Source organism: Acidobacterium capsulatum ATCC 51196 (assembly GCF_000022565.1).
GTDB classification, from domain to species: domain Bacteria; phylum Acidobacteriota; class Terriglobia; order Terriglobales; family Acidobacteriaceae; genus Acidobacterium; species Acidobacterium capsulatum.
In genome coordinates this window covers 3,480,356-3,497,398 of record NC_012483.1, presented here as the reverse complement: position 1 = coordinate 3,497,398, position 17,043 = coordinate 3,480,356, and the positions used below count along the sequence as shown (strand labels likewise).

15 protein-coding genes are annotated in these 17,043 nt (G+C 60.6%); 5 read left to right on the top strand and 10 right to left on the bottom strand.

Annotation, left to right across the window (positions count from 1 at the left end):
* Window positions 1–2: 2 nt before the first annotated feature.
* From ACP_RS14345 to ACP_RS14335, 3 genes are all read right to left on the bottom strand, one after another.
* On the bottom strand, window positions 3–770 hold the full coding sequence (locus ACP_RS14345; RefSeq protein WP_015898063.1) for an SDR family NAD(P)-dependent oxidoreductase: 768 nt from the start codon (window positions 768–770) through the stop codon (window positions 3–5).
* A 138-nt stretch (window positions 771–908) separates the two neighbouring features.
* The gene (locus tag ACP_RS14340; protein WP_015898062.1) at window positions 909–1,274 is read right to left on the bottom strand and encodes a hypothetical protein; all 366 of its coding nucleotides are present in this window, start codon (window positions 1,272–1,274) and stop codon (window positions 909–911) included.
* Window positions 1,275–1,415: 141 nt separating this feature from the next.
* Complete coding sequence (locus ACP_RS14335; protein WP_015898060.1) at window positions 1,416–4,928, bottom strand: trifunctional glycoside hydrolase family 18/polysaccharide deacetylase/glycosyltransferase family 2 protein; 3,513 nt, start codon at window positions 4,926–4,928, stop codon at window positions 1,416–1,418.
* Window positions 4,929–5,003: 75 nt separating this feature from the next.
* Here ACP_RS14335 and ACP_RS14330 point away from each other — a divergent pair, with 75 nt between their 5' ends.
* Window positions 5,004–6,440 (top strand): ArnT family glycosyltransferase, encoded by a 1,437-nt coding sequence (locus ACP_RS14330; RefSeq protein ID WP_169305987.1) that lies wholly within the window; start codon window positions 5,004–5,006, stop codon window positions 6,438–6,440.
* Here ACP_RS14330 and ACP_RS14325 read toward each other — a convergent pair.
* The 6 genes from ACP_RS14325 to ACP_RS18150 form a co-directional block, all read right to left on the bottom strand.
* Window positions 6,397–7,098 carry a LolA family protein gene (locus ACP_RS14325; RefSeq protein ID WP_015898058.1) on the bottom strand — a complete coding sequence of 234 codons (702 nt, stop codon included), beginning with the start codon at window positions 7,096–7,098 and terminating at the stop codon, window positions 6,397–6,399. The two genes, ACP_RS14330 and ACP_RS14325, sit on opposite strands and share 44 nt — an antisense overlap.
* A 38-nt stretch (window positions 7,099–7,136) precedes the next feature.
* Window positions 7,137–7,505, bottom strand: coding sequence for an SH2 domain-containing protein (locus tag ACP_RS14320; RefSeq protein ID WP_015898057.1), 369 nt, complete (start codon window positions 7,503–7,505; stop codon window positions 7,137–7,139).
* 1 nt (window position 7,506) lies between these two features.
* Window positions 7,507–8,841 carry a serine--tRNA ligase gene (serS, locus tag ACP_RS14315; protein ID WP_015898056.1) on the bottom strand — a complete coding sequence of 445 codons (1,335 nt, stop codon included), beginning with the start codon at window positions 8,839–8,841 and terminating at the stop codon, window positions 7,507–7,509.
* Between the two features lie 131 nt (window positions 8,842–8,972).
* Window positions 8,973–9,905 (bottom strand): IS481-like element ISAcp2 family transposase, encoded by a 933-nt coding sequence (locus tag ACP_RS14310; RefSeq protein ID WP_012680514.1) that lies wholly within the window; start codon window positions 9,903–9,905, stop codon window positions 8,973–8,975.
* A 160-nt stretch (window positions 9,906–10,065) separates the two neighbouring features.
* Window positions 10,066–10,647, bottom strand: coding sequence for a LemA family protein (locus ACP_RS14305; protein ID WP_238525573.1), 582 nt, complete (start codon window positions 10,645–10,647; stop codon window positions 10,066–10,068).
* A gap of 30 nt (window positions 10,648–10,677) precedes the next feature.
* A complete protein-coding gene (locus ACP_RS18150) occupies window positions 10,678–11,493 on the bottom strand; it encodes a TPM domain-containing protein (protein WP_015898054.1) in 816 nt (271 codons plus the stop codon).
* A 122-nt stretch (window positions 11,494–11,615) separates the two neighbouring features.
* Here ACP_RS18150 and ACP_RS14295 point away from each other — a divergent pair, with 122 nt between their 5' ends.
* A complete protein-coding gene (locus ACP_RS14295; protein WP_169305986.1) occupies window positions 11,616–12,326 on the top strand; it encodes an ABC transporter ATP-binding protein in 711 nt (236 codons plus the stop codon).
* Window positions 12,323–13,111, top strand: a complete 789-nt coding sequence (locus tag ACP_RS14290; protein WP_015898052.1) for an ABC transporter permease — start codon at window positions 12,323–12,325, stop codon at window positions 13,109–13,111. Before ACP_RS14295 ends, ACP_RS14290 begins: the two co-directional genes overlap by 4 nt.
* A gap of 13 nt (window positions 13,112–13,124) precedes the next feature.
* Here the strand turns inward: ACP_RS14290 and ACP_RS14285 are convergent, their stop codons facing one another.
* On the bottom strand, window positions 13,125–13,544 hold the full coding sequence (locus ACP_RS14285; RefSeq protein ID WP_052294831.1) for a vitamin K epoxide reductase family protein: 420 nt from the start codon (window positions 13,542–13,544) through the stop codon (window positions 13,125–13,127).
* 98 nt (window positions 13,545–13,642) lie between these two features.
* Between ACP_RS14285 and ACP_RS14280 the strand changes: the two genes are divergently transcribed.
* Window positions 13,643–14,278, top strand: coding sequence for a DsbA family protein (locus ACP_RS14280; protein WP_041839615.1), 636 nt, complete (start codon window positions 13,643–13,645; stop codon window positions 14,276–14,278).
* 171 nt (window positions 14,279–14,449) lie between these two features.
* Entirely contained in the window at window positions 14,450–16,555 is a 2,106-nt protein-coding gene (locus ACP_RS14275; protein WP_041839614.1) for a S9 family peptidase, read from the top strand.
* Window positions 16,556–17,043: the final 488 nt, after the last annotated feature.

The following is a 17,043-nucleotide window of genomic DNA, read 5'->3' as shown; positions in this document are numbered from 1 at the left end:
ATTTATTGCTCGTGATAATTCCGCATAAGTCCGCCATCCACAGTGAGGGTGGCGCCGTTAATGTAGCCGGCCTCATCTGAAGCCAGAAATGCGACCAGCGAGGCCACATCCTTGGGCTCGCCCAGTCTATTCAGCGGAATATTCTGGAGCAATGCATTCAACTTGGGCTTGTTCTCAAGCAATGACTTATTGATGGGCGTAATGATCGCACCCGGAGCTACGTTGTTGCACGTAATGCCGAGAGGTCCCAACTCCACCGCAAGATCGCGCATCAGCATGCGCATGCCGCCCTTGCTGCAGCAATAGGTGCTGAATCCAGGAAACGCCATGTCCTCATGCACTGAGCTGATGTTAATAATGCGGCCCGGCTTCTTCTCCGCGCGCAGGCGGCGCACGAAAGCCTGCGTCAGGAAAAACGGCCCGCGCAGATTCACGCCCAGCACCTTGTCATAGTCTTCTTCGGTCGTGTCCCAAAAGTCGGCGCGAATCTCAATGCCGGCGTTGTTCACCAATATGTCGGCCGAACCATACCGGCTCCAGGCCTCTTCTACCAGCCGCTTCGTCTGCTCCACGCTGGTTACATCAGCAAGATAAATCTCGCCCTTGCCATGCTGCTTGTTAATCGTTTCCGCCGTCTTTTCGGCGCCATCCGCGCTGCCTACATAGTCAATGACAACACTGGCCCCTTCACTCGCCAACTGCTCGGCGATGACCTGGCCGATGCCAGAGCCGCCACCTGTAACAATCGCGACTTTCCCCTCCAGACGCATGTGATCTCCTCCCATGAACCGCTGAAAACAAAAGATGTTTTGAGGTATCCGTATAGATGGATGCGCGAGAGGAGCAATTCGCTGTATGGGACGAAAGCTGCTCCCGGTGAGAGGAGGAATTCACCGGGAGCTGGATTACTAGCTTGCGGCCGTAGCAGTAGCGGTAGTCGCAGGCTTGCCTTCAAGAATGGCCAGAGCCTCTTCCACCACCGGAGCCAGCACCTTGAAGTCATCGATCAGCTTGATCAGGTCCTGATATGTTTTGCTGTCTGCGGCAATGTTCAAGCCCTCCGCGGTCACGGCATTGCTGGCATCGGTCAGCAGCGCTTCCACATCAGCCACCACCGTCGAGAGCCCGGCAATGAAAGGCTTCTCCAGCGGCTTGGCCGCGCTCAGTACCTTCTCCACTTTCGCTGCAAGGCCTACGATGTCCTTCACCGCGGTGGCGACCCACTTGGCCGCATCGGCCAGACCAATTCCAATTTTTGCAAACACGTTCGACATGGTTTCCTTCTTTCAGGTGTCCAGACACAAGGCAGAAAAAAAGAAAAAGGGCGCAACCGGCATGGCTGCGCCCTTCGTTCGTTCTTACCTCTATATCCAGATTACTGAATTTGCATGAAATTACCGGCAGAAGAAAACAAACTATTCTCCGGCGGCAATTTTCTCCGTTTGACGTGACATTTTGGCCGTGCGCTCCAATTTGTCCCAGTTGAACGGGCGGCCATCAATCGCGCGCTTGAGCGTGCGAAAGAGCACAATCGAGAAAATCTGCCGGTAACTGAAGCGTTGCAGCCAGATATGAAACAGCAGCCAACCATCCCCCTTGTTGGCCGGATGCCTCGGCTCCAGGCTGAAGGCCAGCAGCGACGTGAAGAAGTCGATCACGATAAAGGCCAGAAAGTAGATCAGCAGCTTGTCAAAGCTGGCCGCACTAGCCGTCTCCGGATGATAGTGCTTGTTGATCAGAAACTGAATCAAGCTAACGGCAAACAGCAGATCAATAAAAGGCGATGCCAGCGGAAGCAGAATCTGGAAGACAACAATATTCGGCAACGCAAAGAAGCCCATCGCGCGGTTCGTCCGGAACGCCTGCCGGTGCTTGAAGACCGCCTGCAGCGTACCAAAAGACCAGCGGAAGCGCTGCCGCATGAGCCCATTCGCATTGATGGGCGCTTCGGTAAAGGCCAGCGCGTGATCTTCATAGATGACCTTGTAGCCCTGCTCCACCAGGTTCATCGTGAGATCAGCGTCTTCGGCCACCGTGTTCAGGGGATAGCATCCGCCCGCAAGCACCGCCGCCGTGCGCCAGGCTCCAATCGCACCCGGCACCACCGTCACTACGTTGAAAAGATCGAGAGCGCGCCGCTCAAAATTTTGCCCCGTGATGTATTCCAGAGCCTGCCAGCGCGTCCACAGATTGACCTTGTTGCCCACCTTGGCATTGCCTGCCACCGCGCCAACCTTAGGATCAGCAAAGTGCCGCACGAGCTTGGACACAGCATCCACGGCGATCACCGTATCGGCATCGATGCCGACATAGACCTCTTCGCGAATCTGCCTCAGCCCAAAATTCAGCGCCTCAGCCTTGCCTGCGTTCGGTTTGGTGAGCACCGTTAATTTGCCGTCCGCAATCTCCTGCGCATAAGCCTCGCGAGCCACTTCCAGCGTGCGATCGGTCGATCCATCATCGATCACCACCACATGCAGATGCGGATAGTCCGAATTGAGCGCCGAGCGAATCGTGCGCACAATCACCTTCTCTTCGTTGTAGGCCGGAATCAGAATCGCCACCGCCGGCTCATAAACTCCCGGAGGAATTCTGCGCGTGCGGAAACGCTCGATCAGCGCAAAGAGGCCGATGATGAGCAGACGTCCGCTCATCAGCACGTCGCCCACAAAGAAGACAAAGATCAGGAAGCGGTAAAAGAATGCGATGAAGAAGAATGCAACCGCATCAATGCGCGCCTGCCAGCGCTGCGAGGACTTGATGGGCGGCATCACCTCCGCGCGCGTCTTGCCCATCAGGTCAGAGACCTGCACAAACTTGTAGCCCCGCGCACGCAGTGTGTTGATCAGCAGCGGCAGCGCCGCCACCGTGGCTGAGCGGTTGCCGCCGCCATCGTGCATCAGAATGATGCTGCCCCGCATCCAGGGCGTGGTCTTCATCTGCTGCAGTTGGCTTAGAACGCTGTCCGCAATCTCCTGCGGAGTCTTGCGCGGGTGCTCATTCCAGTCATTGGTATCAATCTGGTCCCCAACGATGATGTAGCCCATCTTCTGCACAAAATACGCAGGCGCGGCTTCATCGTTCGTGTCAGGATTCTGATCAATCGAGTACGGCGGCCGGAAGTACAGCGGATCCACGCCCAACTCGGCGGCAAATAGACGCTCGGTTAAATTCAGTTGCAGCGCCACCTGCCGCCGCGAGATCAGGCTGATATCCGGATGCGTGTAGGTATGGTTGCCAATCTCCATGCCGTCACGCCACTCACGCTTGAGCACCCCGACATTATTGACGGCCTCTTCGCCGATCACCATGAAGGTTGCCTTCACGTGATACTGGTTCAATACGTGAAGAATCTTCGGAGTCCACGTCGGATCAGGCCCATCGTCAAAGCTGAGCGCTACTTCCTTCGGGTGATAACCGTAATACTCCACCACATAAGAGCGCGGCAGCGTCGTCATGTGCTCGTCAATGATGGTGGAGTGGTCCGCCGACAGCATAATGCTGCGCTGTCCGGCGCGCGGCGTCTGCGTAATCCGCATGATGTCGCCTTCGCCTTCGGTGTCCACATCCGCACCCGGCTGCACCGTCTCCAGCTTTTGCGGAGCATTCGCGGCAAAGGGATTATCCCAGACCGCCCACAGCGAAGGATCTTCGATGCCGAGCCGCCACAGGGCAAAAGTGCGAATGCCAAGATCGCGCGCCGCGCGCATTTCATTCAGCGCCGTCACACCATCCAGAAACCACACCTCATGCCGCACATTCGCATCTTCATCGTCATATGCAAAATGCGGATTCAGCTCATCGCCCTGCAGATGTACATCTGCCCCCGCATCATCGGCTCGCTGCCAGGCATCCTGCACTGACAAATCTTCGACGTTCAGTACCTTGTTCGAAGCCTTCTTGCCATTCTGAGAAAGCGGCAACGACCAGTCATATCCATAATTGCCGATTGCGCAGATGATCTTCTGCAACGGAACAATCCGGACCATCCGTGCAAGGTTGTTCTCAAACCAGTTCTGCCCCGCAATCGGTCCCGGCCCGCTCTCTGTCTCATGCTCGTCATAGTTCATGAGAATCACGCCGTCGCTGTTGCGGGAAATCTGCCTCAAGAGCGCAGAGGGCATGCCCACTGCCACCGTCACATAAACGCGCAGATTCTTTGCATGCAGATCGTGATAGATGTCGGCTATCCAGTCGGCGTAAAGCTTTTGATCCTGATCCGGCAGAGCCTCCAGATCCAGACACAGTCCGTGATAATTCGGATTCGCCGCAAGGAACTTGTCCAGCTGTACCTGCAGCCGGTGCCGCGCCGAGGGGCTTTGCAGCATCTTTGCGGCATCTTCCCCATCCCATGCCTGATGCTGGCCGTCATAGTCGTTCAGCATGGGGAAGATCTCGGTATTCTCCTTCGCCGCCGCAATGACGTGCTGCACCTTCTGCTGCGGATCGACCGGATGCACCCCCGAAGAGTCAACTACCCTGAAAAACTGCACCGGATATTCACTGGTCGCCCCGCGCAGATTCCCATTCGCCCCCGTCACATGCAGCCAGTCAGGAAACAGCAGGTCGATCTGATGAATGTGCGCCTTCAGTGAGGAATAGCTCTCCTGGTCATTCTCATAGAAAGCGGCCCGCACGCTCTGGTCCTGGTTCAGCACCACGTCCGACGGTCTCCGCTTCAGGTGCCGGCGTCGCTGATGCGCAGTTTTCTGCAATGCGCGGCGCAGATCCGCCTGCCGCTCAGCGGTGGGCAACGCCCGGTAATTCCGTTTGAGCGTGGGCAGCAGCAAGCCGGGCAGAGACGCGCTATTCACGGCACTGATCACAAAAATGATCAGAATCACCGTCAGCAGCAAAGCGCTCACGTCCAGAAATCGCCTGAGACGCTTCCATCGTTTGCGCTGCGGATCGTAAAAAATCTGTTTCATCGTCTTGGTATGGCCCCGGTCGCCCTGCGTATCGTTCCCCGTCTATCTTACGAGCCACGCGGTATGATGCAAGCCATGCGTGCTGTCATCTCACGGCCCGGGACAAACACACTCCACACCTGGCTGGCGCTCGCCACCGGTCTGGCGCTGCGCCTGTGGATGGTCGCCGCATTCCCTGACCTGGATGGCGACCCGCAAATCTACGGTAGCATTGCCCGCAACTGGTTCTTCCACGGCATATACGGCATCACCGCCAATGGTCACACCCACGCCACCTTGATTCGGCTGCCCGGCTATCCCTTCTTCCTTGGACTCTGTTTCATCCTCTTTGGTAAGGGGAAATACACCGGGGCCCTGCTGGTGCAGGTGCTCGCCGATCTTGGCACCTGCCTGCTCATCGCCGCCCTTGCACGGCGTCTCTGCGGTGCGCGAGCCGCGCGCTGGGCCTTGTGGCTCGCCATTCTCTGCCCGTTCACGGCCAGCTATGCCGCCGCAGGACTCACCGAGACCCTCGAACTCCTCACCATCGCGCTCTCTTTTTATGCCTTCATGCGCCTGGTCGAAGAAAAACCTCCCGCTGATCCCGGCATCTCCGCCCGCATGTGGGGCTGGACGCTGCTGCTCGCCCTCAGCGCAACCTACGCCGCTCTGCTGCGGCCCGATGGTCCGCTGGCCGGCGTCGTGCTCTACCCGGCCCTGCTGCTCTACGGTCTGCGGAACCGGCCCCCTTCTACCGGCCTCCATCGTGGCCAATCCATCCGGCTGCTCGCCGTCTGCCTGGTCATCACGGCCATCCCCTTTTCACTCTGGACAATCCGCAACTGGCGCACCTTCCACGTCTTCCAGCCGCTCGCGCCGCGCTACGCCAATGAACCCTGGCAAAGCTCTGACCCCGGCTGGCAGCGCTGGATCTCCACCGTCTGCGCCGACTTCACCTGCACCTATGACATCTATTGGAATCTGAACGGCACGCCGCTCGACTTTGACCAGCTCCCGGCCCGCGCCTTCGATTCGCCCGCGCAAAAGCAGGCCACCCGGCAGCTCTTTGAGGACTACAACCGCACCGAATTCCTCTCCCCTGCGCTCGATGCCCGCTTCGGCCAGCTTGCAGCTCAGCGCTTCCACGACCACCCCTGGCGGTACCGTGTCGAACTCCCGCTGCTGCGTCTCGCCGATATGTGGTTGCGCCCGAGGACAGAAATGCTGCCCGTCTCCAACCGCTGGTGGCGCTACAGCGACCATCCGCAGGAGACCATCTTCGACTGGGCCTACGCCGGGCTCAATCTCGCGCTGCTCATCGCCGCAATCGTCGGTCTCGTCAAAAAGCCACCTTATTTCTGGATTATCGTGGCCTTTATCGCCGCACGCTGCGCGCTGCTCCTCACGCTGGAAACGCCCGAGCCTCGCTACACGCTCGAGTGTTTTCCCCTGCTGCTCGCGCTCGCCGGCATGGCCTTCGCGCGCTGCCCTACTTCACGATCTTCTTCGTCCCCGGCGCGGCATGAATCGTGAACATCGAAGACGGCAGCGGCTTGTTATAGCGCACATCCGTGTAGTTCACCGTACGCGTGTCGCCCGAGGGCATAAAAAGCTCCTGCTTATAGGCGAGTGACTTCTGCGGATCGATCCAGATCGTGATGTGGCTGAAGTTGTTTCTGACCTTCGCATCCTTCGATACCAGGTCAAGCTTCGCCACCTTCACGCCGTTCATCATCCCGGTGCCTTCGAGCGTGATCTGCCAGTGCGCGGCTAAGTCCCGCCCGCTGCCGCCAAAGCCGATCGTCAAAAAGCTCTCGTAATTATTTCCGGCCGAGTAAATGGTCTCCTGCTTCAGGTTCGGCTCGTAGTAGTCCAGTTGGCCGTGCTTGAAAACCAGTTGGCGGTTCGCCGGCTGTCCGCCTTCGCTGGTGATGTGCACCATCATCTCCGTGCCGCCATGCTCGCGGCGAAAGGCAATCGTGCCCGTCTGCGGCTCATGCTGCTGCACAATCGCCGTGTAGAGATCAGCATTGAAGCTCGCCGAGGCGCTGCGAAAATGCGCCGACGCGGCATCCATCTCAGACAAAATCTGCTTCAACTGCGCCTGGTTCTGCGCGGGGGCCTGTGCCACCAGCGGCGCAGGAGCCAGCATGCTGGCCGCCAATACGTAACCCATCCAGTTTCGTTTCATCTGCCTTTTCCCTCAGTCATTGGACGCGCGCCGCGCCCTCAGCGATGCGCCCACAGCCGGTAGGCGGCCACGTGCCCGGCCGAATCCTTCACCACCACAAAGTGATCGGCCACCACGGTGCCCGAGATGGGCGCCACCGCGCTCACCAGCCGTGTTTGCAGCGTCGTCTCTGCTCCCGGCGTTACTTGAGATGCGGGAATGTCATAAATCAGCATCCCCTGGGGCTCGGTCTGCACCAGAATGCGCTGCCGCACCTCCTTGGCGAGCTGCGGATGATCTCCGTAGTTCCACAGATGAGGCGTAACAAAGATAAACGCCAGAATCAGCGTCACCATCACGTCATAGTGAAAGCTGCCGCGTTCATACGTCCAGAAAAGGTAGCCCTTCAGCGTGCGTCCTGCGCTCACGTTACTTCGCTCCTTGCGCTACGTTGCGGGACTCGATCACTTCCGTCCCCATGTAAGGAATCAACGCTTCGGGAATACGAACCGAGCCGTCGGCCTGCTGATAGTTCTCCAGAATCGCCAGCCACGTGCGCCCAATCGCAAGACCGCTGCCATTCAGCGTATGCACATGGGCCGACTTGCCCTGCCCGCGCGGCCGGTAGCGAATGCCCGCCCGCCGCGCCTGAAACGCGTCAAAGTTCGAGCAGGAAGAAATCTCCCGGTACACCTGCTGCCCCGGCAGCCACACCTCAAGGTCATAGGTCTTGGCCGAGCTGAAGCCCATATCTCCCGTGCACAGCAGCATGCGGCGGTACGGCAGCCCCAGCCGCTCCAGCACCGTCTCGGCATGGCGTGTCAGCGCCTCGTGCTCGGCGGCACTGTCCTCGGGCCGCGTGAACTTCACCAATTCCACCTTCTGAAATTGATGCTGCCGGATAATACCCCGAACATCCTTGCCATAAGACCCGGCCTCGGAACGGAAGCATGAGGTATGCGCCACCAGAGAGGTGCTCAGTTGGCTATCGTCCAGCGTCTCATCGCGAAACAGATTCGTCAGCGGCACTTCCGCGGTAGGAATCAGCCAGTGGTCATTCTCCCGGTACTTGCCCGCCTGGTACGGCTCGCCGTCCTCGCAGCGAAAGAGGTCTTCGGCAAACTTGGGCAACTGCCCCGTGCCAAAGAGCGAGCGGCTGTTCACCATCAACGGCGGCAGCACTTCGGTGTAACCGTGCTCGCGCGTGTGCAGGTCGAGCATAAAGGCCGCCAGCGCGCGCTCCAGCCTCGCACCCTCAGCCCAGTAAACGGCAAATCGCGCGCCTGAGAGCTTGGCCGCGCGCTCAAAGTCCAGAATGCCAAGCTGCTCGCCCAGCTCCCAGTGCGGCTTCGGCGCAAAGTCAAACTCCCGCGGAGTGCCCCAGCGCTTCACCTCTACATTGTCTTCGGCGCTCGCGCCCGTGGGCACGTCTTCATACGGCAGGTTCGGGATGCGCGCCATCCGCTCGCGAAGCTGCTCCTCGGCCTCGGTAGCCGCGCGTTCCAGATCTTCAATCTTTGTCTTGAGCTGCCGCGTCTCTTCCATCACGGCCGAAGCATCTTCCTTCGCCTTGCGCAGGCGGGCCACTTCTTCGCTCAGCTTGTTGCGGGTGGCCTTGAGCTGTTCGGCCTCGGTGATGCGTTCACGGCGGTGCTGGTCAACGGCGGCAAAGTCGCCCAGCAGTTCGGCGGGGTTCTGGCCGCGCGCGCGCAGTCTGGCTTCCACCAGTTCAAGATTGGCGCGGACAAATGCTAAATCGAGCATGTCATTAGCTTACTAGAGCAACCGGGGACACGGTGTGGCCGCGTCCCCTGTCAGATCAGTCGGGTGCCACACGTCCGTCAGTCCAGACGTGGGATCTCCGCAAACGAAACAAACCGGGTGCCTGTAGAAGGTCAAGAGGTTGTTCCTTCTTGGGATCGGCTGCTTGGCGGTTTGTAGTTGAGGCTACCATGAGGTCTTTCGTGGTTGTAGTAGTGGATCCAGGACTGCAAGTGTTGATCTCTCTGGCTGGAGTCGGTCCAGTGTTTGGCGTAAGCCCATTCGCGCATGGCTGTCTGGATGAAGCGCTCGGCCTTGCCGTTGGTTCTGGGGGTATAGGGCCGAGTGCGGCTGTGTTTGATGGCCATCTGCTGGCAAGCCTGACGGAACTGGCGAGAGCGGTAGCTGCTGCCGTTGTCGGTCAGCAGCGCGCGGATGCCGATACCATGGCTGGCGAAAAACTCAACCGCCGCGTGCAGAAAACCGATCGTGGTTTCCGCCTTCTGATCGGCCAGCATCTGGGCGAAGACCATGCGCGAGTGATCGTCGACGGCCACATGCAGAGCCAAAAAGCCCGGGTGTTCCTTCTTGCCCCGCAGCCTGCCGTCGCCGCGCAGCGAGACCTCGCCGAAGCGCGTCATGCCTTTGATGTCCAGATGCAGCAAGTCGCCTGGAGCGGCATGCTCATAGCGAACCACCGGCGGAGGCGGGTTCAGATCGCGCCATCGGCTCAGCCGCGCGCGCCGCAAAATACGGCTCACCGAAGACACGCTCACAGCGCTGCGCCGGGCGATCTGATACCCCGGCATGTAACCCCGCCGTAGCTCAATCACACTCAGCCGCAACGCCTCCGGCAAGCGCCGCGGGCTGCGATGCGGACGCGAGCTGCGGTCCCGCAAGCCATCCGAACCCTCGGCGCGATACCGGCGCACCCATTTGCCGGCCGTCTTTGCGCTCACGTTGAAGCTGGCCGCGGCCAGCTTCAACGTGCACCCGGTACAAATAACTTTTCTCGCCAACTGCTCTCGACTGTAAGGCGTTAGACGAGCATTCTGGTGAATGTCCATTCGATCTCTCCGAAGACTCTGCTTGTTCGCCACAAACAGCTTCTCCGCGAAATTTCGAATGGACAACCTCTTGAAACATCACAGGTGCCCCACGTCCGTCCGTTCGGACGTGGGATCCTCAGGAAGCGGAAAGAACTTGGCCCGCGCGGGGAGATCCCCCTTAGAACTTCACCTGCGGCACCTGCCGCGCCGCCGCGCTGGCCGCAAAGTAGTTCTCATCCGGCTGGAAGCCCGCAACTCCGGCCCAGATGCTGTTCGGGAACTGCCGGATATAGGTGTTATAGGCGCGCACTGACTCGTTGTATCGATGCCGCTCCACGGCGATGCGGTTCTCCGTGCCCTCCAACTGGTCCTGCAGCGCCAGAAAATTCTGATTCGCCTTCAGATTCGGGTAGCTTTCGCTGATGGCCAGCAGCCGCCCCAACGCGCCATCCAGTTGTTGGTTGGCCTGAATCTTGCCCGCTGGCGTGTGCGCATTCAAGAGCGCCGCGCGTGCATTAGCCACATCGTCAAAGATCTTCTCTTCGTGCTGGGCATAGCCCTTCACCGTGGCCACCAGGTTCGGAATCAGATCGGCGCGCCGCTCGAGCACCACATCCACCTGCGACCAGTGCTCATGCACATTCTCCTGCAAGGCCACCATCTGGTTCTTGGCCGAGACGTAGCTGCCAAACACCAGCAGTCCCGCCATCACTATGACGACGATGACTCCCATTGCAATCCACAAACCACGACGCATCATGCGCGTACTCTCCTCAAAACCGCTGCTGAATCACCAACTGCCACCGGCTCCGCCGCCGCCCGTGCTACCGCCGCCGAAACCGCCAAATCCATCACTGTTACCGCCTCCGCCGCCGCCGCCAAAACCACCACCGCCGCCGAAGCCGCCACCACCGCCGCCCCACCATCCGCTGAAAAACATGCCCAGCAGAAAGCCCAGGATTCCCGACGAACCGGCCCAGATCAGCAGGGCAATGACCATCAGAATAAAGAGAAAGACGCCCACCACCTGCAAAAAGCTCAGGTGCCGTGGCGGCTGCGCCATCTCCGCGCCCTGGCGGGTCAGCGGCTTCAGCTTCACGCCGGCATCCTTCGCAATCACCTGCGAGGTCTCATCCACGGCCAGGGTCAGCGCGCTGTCAAAGTCGTTCTCGCGCAGATACGGCACCATCTGCCGCCCAATCTGCCCGACCAGCGCATCCGGCAGCACCGCTTCGAGTCCGTAGCCGGTCTCAATCCAGCGCTTGCGGTCCTGCACGGCAATCAGAATGATCAGGCCCCGGTCGGTCGCCTTGGGCCCAACCTTCCATGCATCTTCCAGCTCGACCGCATACTGCTGAATGGGTATGCCGTTTGTGGTGTTGATGGTCACCACCGCAATCTGGGCATGCGCCTCGTGGTCCACCTCGCCGCACACCTTGTCGAGCTTCTCAACGGTCGCCGGAGACATCACATGCGCAAAATCGCTCACATAATCGGTCGGCTTCGGCAGGTCTTTCACCGCCTGCGCATGGGCAAACAATCCCCCGGTAAGGCAACACATTGCCAGAACCAGCCACCATCCGCGCCAAAAGCTATACCGGATCATCTGCCCTCCATTCTATCGAACGCAAAACGCGGCCGCCCGGTTCCCAAATGTTCTCGAACTTCCCGGCCTCGTCTGCCTTCACGCCCGCCTCAGCCATTTGCCCTACACTGGAACGGCAGCCGATGCACGCTAACCCGCCCATCCCCCGGCCCATTCTCGAATGCCGCAACCTCTCCCGCGCGCTGCCCGGCGACCCGGGCCGCTTTCTGCTGCGCAACATCAGCTTCGCGCTCTACTCCGGCGAGCGCATCGCCATCGTCGGCCCCAGCGGAGCCGGCAAGAGCACCCTGCTGCGCCTCATCAACCGCCTCGACGAGCCCACCTCCGGCGCCATCCTGCTCGACGGCGAAGACACCCGCGCTCTTCCGCCGCAAGCCCTGCGCCGCCGCATTGGCCTCATGATGCAGAGGGCTTACCTCTTCTCCGGCTCAGTTCGGCAAAACATCGCCTACGGCCCCGCGCAGCAGAATCAGCAAATCTCCGACGCCGAAATCGACGCCTGGCTCAGCGACGTCGGCCTGCCCGGCTACGGCGAGCGCGACGCCCAAACCCTCTCCGGCGGCGAGGCCCAGCGCGTGGCCCTGCTGCGCGCGCTCGCCAACCAGCCCGAAGTCCTGCTGCTCGACGAGCCCACCGCTGCCCTCGATGAGGAAAACCGCCGCTCCGTCGAAGAGCTCATCGCACGCCTCATTCAAGAGCGCCAGCTTACCTGCCTGTGGGTCACGCACAGCCTCGAACAGGCGCGCCTCGCCAACCGTGTCCTGCGCCTTGAGGCCGGCCAGCTCACTGCCCTCGGCACACCAGCTCAAGTCCTCGGGGAGCTCCAGCCATGACGCTCCCCGCTCTCACGTTTTCGCCCGAGCTTCAAAAAGGCCTGCTGCAATGCGCCGTGGCCGTACTCGCCGCGCTCACCGTAATGTTCCTCGCGCGCAAACAGGCCCCCGGCCTGCTCCGCGAAATTCCCTGGGCCGAGCTGCGCGGCCTCCTTCAGATTGTCATCGTCGGACTGATTCTCGCCGTGCTGCTGCACGGCCCCCGCTGGACCAGCCTGCTCGTGCTCGGCGGCATGTTGCTCGCCGCCGCCAGCATCGTGCGTCAGCGCGCCCGCAAATTTCCCCGGCCCTTTTCGCTCGCGCTCACCGGCATCGCCGCCGGAGCAGGCACCATCCTCTGCCTCATGGCGCTCACCGGCGTCATTCCCGTCCAGATCGCCATTCTCATTCCCGTCGGCAGCATGATCATCGCCAATACCATGAACACGCAGGCCCTCTTCCTCGACCGCCTGCACGGTGAAATCAGCGCTCACACCGGCGAAATCGAAGCCGCCCTCGCGTTAGGAGCCTCCGCCGAAGCCGCCTTCGCCGCCTTCCGCGCCGCGGCCTTTCGCGCCAGCCTCATTCCGGCCCTCAACAACATCCGCTCGCTCGGCATTGTCTGGATCCCCGGCATCATGGCCGGCATGGTGCTCTCCGGCGCTTCGCCTCTCTACGCCGCGCTCTACCAGTTCGTGGTCATCTCCACCATCTTTTCGGCCTCGGCCCTCACCTGCCTGGTCACCAGCCGCCTCGTTCTGCGCCGCGTCTTCAGCCCGCAGGATCAACTGACCCTGCGAGCCTGAACCGCCAATCGTTCTAGCGCGCCTTCGCTGGCTTCGGGCACCGGCACGTAAACCACCACACCGCCGCCAGAATCGTAAAGATCAGAATGATGATCTGCGAAGAAACGCAGTAAATGCACCACTCCTGCAGTACATGCCACTCAATGTTCGTGAGATAAAGCGCAAACCCCAGCGCAATCAGCGCCAGCCCCAGCAGCATCTGCCGCTGCCGCAGCCACGCCACCGCCGCCAGCACCACATAGCCCAGAATCCCGATCAGCGCCACCGGAATCCCGAACACCACCGCATAGCGGCTATGGTTCACCAGCCCGCAGCTCCATACCGAGTTAATGTCGCACGGCAGCTCCAGATAACGGGTGGAGTAATGAGCATGCAGCGCCAGCGATGAAACAACGATTCCGGCCAGCGCCAGAACCATGAGCACATATCGCATATCTTTCCCTCTCAGGGGTTTTGCTCCCGGGCTGCCAATCCCCCCGAAAATCTTCCCCGCATTCCAGTTTGCCAGCACTCCGGGTTACGATAAACAGCATGGTGAACATCCGCTTTCGCTGGGCGCTTCTGCTTCCTGTCTTTTTAGTGGCCGCCATGGCCTTTGGGCAAGAAACTCCGATTCAGGTACGCGACGCTTCCGTCCTGAAGCCACCGCCGGGAGCAAAGATCGCTCTCATCGAGTTCATGGACCTCGAATGCCCCGTCTGCGGTCACGACAATCCCATCATCAAAGACGCCGTGGCCAAATACCACGTCCCGTGGATTCACTATGACTTCCCGCTCCCGCAGCACAACTGGAGCTTTGACGGAGCCGTCTACGCACAGTGGTTCCAGGCCAAGTCCTATGATCTCGGCAATCAGTATCGCAACTTCATCTATGCGAACCAGATGCAGATCGAGACCAAGAGCGACCTCCGCAACTGGACCGAAAAGTTCGCCAGGATGCACAATATCGCGCTGCCCTTTGTGATTGATCCCCAGGGCATATACGCAGCCCGGGTCAAGACAGACGTGGCGCTCGGCGACCGCATGGGCGTGCAATACACGCCGACCCTCTGGATTGTCACCAACAACTACAGCCACGGCAAAAACTACGTACAGGTCACCAACTTCAACGACCTCTACACCATGCTCGACCAGGCCGAAGCTGAAGTCGGCAACAAGGGCCGCTAGCCGCAAAGCAAATTCCGAATAATAGGTGCCCCATCCACCCCACGGACAGGTCCACGTCCGTGGGGTGGATGCAAGCCTGCAGTTGGCTTGAGTGGGGTTTTTAGTTTTAGGGGACCGATGCTCCCCCTTGGAACAATCACGCCTGCCCCCGCATCAGCTACCCTTGAAATCATGAGCACGGAACCCGCTACCCCCGCAGCCGCCCTGACCCCGCCCCACGCCCGCGCCGAACGCACCGAACACCGCATCCACGGCCACGTGCTGGCCGATGACTACGCCTGGCTGCGCCAGAAGGATTCCCCCGAAACCATCGCCTGGCTGCAGGCCGAAAACGCCTACACCGAGGCCGTCATGGCTCCCACCGCCGAGTTGCAGAAGCAGCTCTACGACGAGATGGTCAGCCACATCAAAGAGACCGATGTCTCCGTTCCCTTTCTTGACGGCGCGTTCTGGTACTACTCCCGTACCGAGCAGGGCCGCCAGTACCCCATCTACTGCCGCAAGCCCGCCCACGGCCCTGTCTTCGACGACACCGCCACCGAAGAAATCCTGCTCGACATCAACGCCCTCGCCGAAAAGGAAAGCTACTTCGCCATTGGTGCCATGACCATCTCTGACGATGGCCACCTGCTCGCCTTCTCCACGGACACGACCGGCTTCCGCCAGTACACCCTCCACGTCAAAGACCTCCGCACCGGCGAAATCCTCTCCGAGCGCGCCGAGCGCGTCGGCTCCGTCGTCTGGGCCGCCGACAATCGCACCCTCTTCTACACCGTCGAAGACCCCGAGCAAAAGCGCCAGTTCCAGTTCTTCCGCCATGTGCTCGGCACTCCGCACACTGAAGACGAGCTGGTCTTTGAAGAGAAGGACGAGCGCTTCAACATCGGCGCCGGACGCACCCGCGACGGCGAATTCCTCATCCTGCAAAGCTCCAGCCACACCACCAGCGAAGAGCAGTTCCTGCGCGCCGGCTCGCCCACCGCCGCCTGGACGCTCATCGAGCCGCGCCGCGACAACATCGAGTACTACGTCAACCACCGCCACGGCCACTGGTACATCCGCGCCAATGACACCGGGCGCAATTTCCGCCTCGTCTCCGCGCCAGAGGCCACACCCTCGCGCCAGCACTGGACCGAGATCATCCCGCACCGCGACGACGTCATGCTCGAAGAAGTCGATCTCTTCGCCGGCTTCTGCGTCGCCTTTGAGCGCCGCCAGGGGCTCGAACACCTGCGCGTCATCCACTTCCCCGGCGAAGGCCCGGCCTTCGGCCAAAGCAATGAAATCGCCTTCCCTGAGCCCGCCTACACCACGCACCCGCACATCAATCGCGTCTTTGACACCACGCGCTACCGCTACGCCTATCAGTCGCTCGTCACACCCAGCTCCGTCTACGAGTACGACACGGCCACCGGCCAGACCACCCTGCTCAAGCAGCTTGAAGTCCCCGGCGGATTCGACCGCACCCTCTACACCTCCGAGCGCATCTTCGCCCAGGCCTCCGACGGCGTCGAGGTGCCCATCTCCCTCGTCTACCGCAAAGACTCCTTCGAGCGCGGCAAAAATCCCCTCTGGGTCTACGGCTACGGTTCCTATGGATACCCGCTGCCCATGGGCTTCAACAGCAACCGCCTCAGCCTGCTTGACCGCGGCTTCGTGCTCGCCTACGCCCACATTCGCGGCGGCGGAGACATGGGCAAGCCCTGGCACGATGCCGGCCGCCTCATACACAAGCGCAACACCTTCACTGATTTCATCGCCGTCACCGAACACCTCGCCGCCCACGGTTACGGCGACCCGGCCCGCATCGCCGCCGAGGGTGGCAGCGCCGGCGGACTCCTCATGGGCGCCATCGTCAATCTGCGCCCCGATCTCTACCGCGCCATCGTCTCCCACGTTCCCTTCGTCGACGTCATGAACACCATGCTCGACGCCTCCCTGCCGCTCACCGTGCCCGAGTACGAGGAGTGGGGCAATCCCAACGAGCCCGAGGCCTTCGAGTACATGCTCAGCTACTCGCCTTATGACAACCTCAAGGCCGCCAGCTACCCGGCCATCCTCGTCAAAACCTCGCTCAATGACAGCCAGGTCATGTACTGGGAGCCCGCCAAGTACGTCGCAAAACTCCGCACCCTCAAGCAGGACAACCACCTGCTCCTGCTCCACACCAACATGAGCGCCGGCCACGGCGGAGCCTCCGGCCGCTACGACTACCTCAAGGAAATCGCCTTCGACTACGCCTTCCTCCTCCGCGAACTCGGCATCGTCTCTCTCTAGGCCACCCAACCGGTGTTCCATGCAAGCCCTGTGTCGACGGGTGCCCCACATCTCGAAGAGATGTGGGTTCTCGATCATCATCGGACAGGTCAACCAGTACCCCGACGCAAACATCTTTTGCTTGAGCCGGGTCTTTCCACTTGATTTGTCATCCCGGCCGAACGAAGTGAGTGGAGGGACACGCATTCCCCAGGTCACCACCGCGCACACTTGTATCAGGGCATGGCTTTAGCCATGCCATTTCGCCGCGCGCAAAAGATTGGGCTTCAGCCCCTGAGGGAAAGACCTCGATTCCCCATACAAGCCCGAAGTCTGAGTGGAGCAGTTCCAACAACATCGCAAAAATCGTCATTCTGAGGCCATAGGCCGAAGAATCCCGGCAACGCCCCGCGCCCAGACGCCGCCCCATTTTTCTCCCACCATCCACAACCAACGCACTCGAAGCCCCCGCCATACCCAAAGAAGCCTCATGTCAGGGCACAGCTCCC

Coding starts and splice junctions, on each gene's coding strand:
- ACP_RS14280 (WP_041839615.1), top strand. CDS start 13,643: ATGGTGAACATCCGCTTTCGCTGGGCGCTTCTGCTTCCTGTCTTTTTA.
- ACP_RS14345 (WP_015898063.1), bottom strand. CDS start 770: ATGCGTCTGGAGGGGAAAGTCGCGATTGTTACAGGTGGCGGCTCTGGC.
- ACP_RS14290 (WP_015898052.1), top strand. CDS start 12,323: ATGACGCTCCCCGCTCTCACGTTTTCGCCCGAGCTTCAAAAAGGCCTG.
- serS (WP_015898056.1), bottom strand. CDS start 8,841: ATGCTCGATTTAGCATTTGTCCGCGCCAATCTTGAACTGGTGGAAGCC.
- ACP_RS18150 (WP_015898054.1), bottom strand. CDS start 11,493: ATGATCCGGTATAGCTTTTGGCGCGGATGGTGGCTGGTTCTGGCAATG.
- ACP_RS14285 (WP_052294831.1), bottom strand. CDS start 13,544: ATGCGATATGTGCTCATGGTTCTGGCGCTGGCCGGAATCGTTGTTTCA.
- ACP_RS14295 (WP_169305986.1), top strand. CDS start 11,616: ATGCACGCTAACCCGCCCATCCCCCGGCCCATTCTCGAATGCCGCAAC.
- ACP_RS14305 (WP_238525573.1), bottom strand. CDS start 10,647: ATGATGCGTCGTGGTTTGTGGATTGCAATGGGAGTCATCGTCGTCATA.
- ACP_RS14335 (WP_015898060.1), bottom strand. CDS start 4,928: ATGAAACAGATTTTTTACGATCCGCAGCGCAAACGATGGAAGCGTCTC.
- ACP_RS14340 (WP_015898062.1), bottom strand. CDS start 1,274: ATGTCGAACGTGTTTGCAAAAATTGGAATTGGTCTGGCCGATGCGGCC.
- ACP_RS14275 (WP_041839614.1), top strand. CDS start 14,450: ATGAGCACGGAACCCGCTACCCCCGCAGCCGCCCTGACCCCGCCCCAC.
- ACP_RS14330 (WP_169305987.1), top strand. CDS start 5,004: ATGCGTGCTGTCATCTCACGGCCCGGGACAAACACACTCCACACCTGG.
- ACP_RS14310 (WP_012680514.1), bottom strand. CDS start 9,905: ATGGACATTCACCAGAATGCTCGTCTAACGCCTTACAGTCGAGAGCAG.
- ACP_RS14325 (WP_015898058.1), bottom strand. CDS start 7,098: ATGAAACGAAACTGGATGGGTTACGTATTGGCGGCCAGCATGCTGGCT.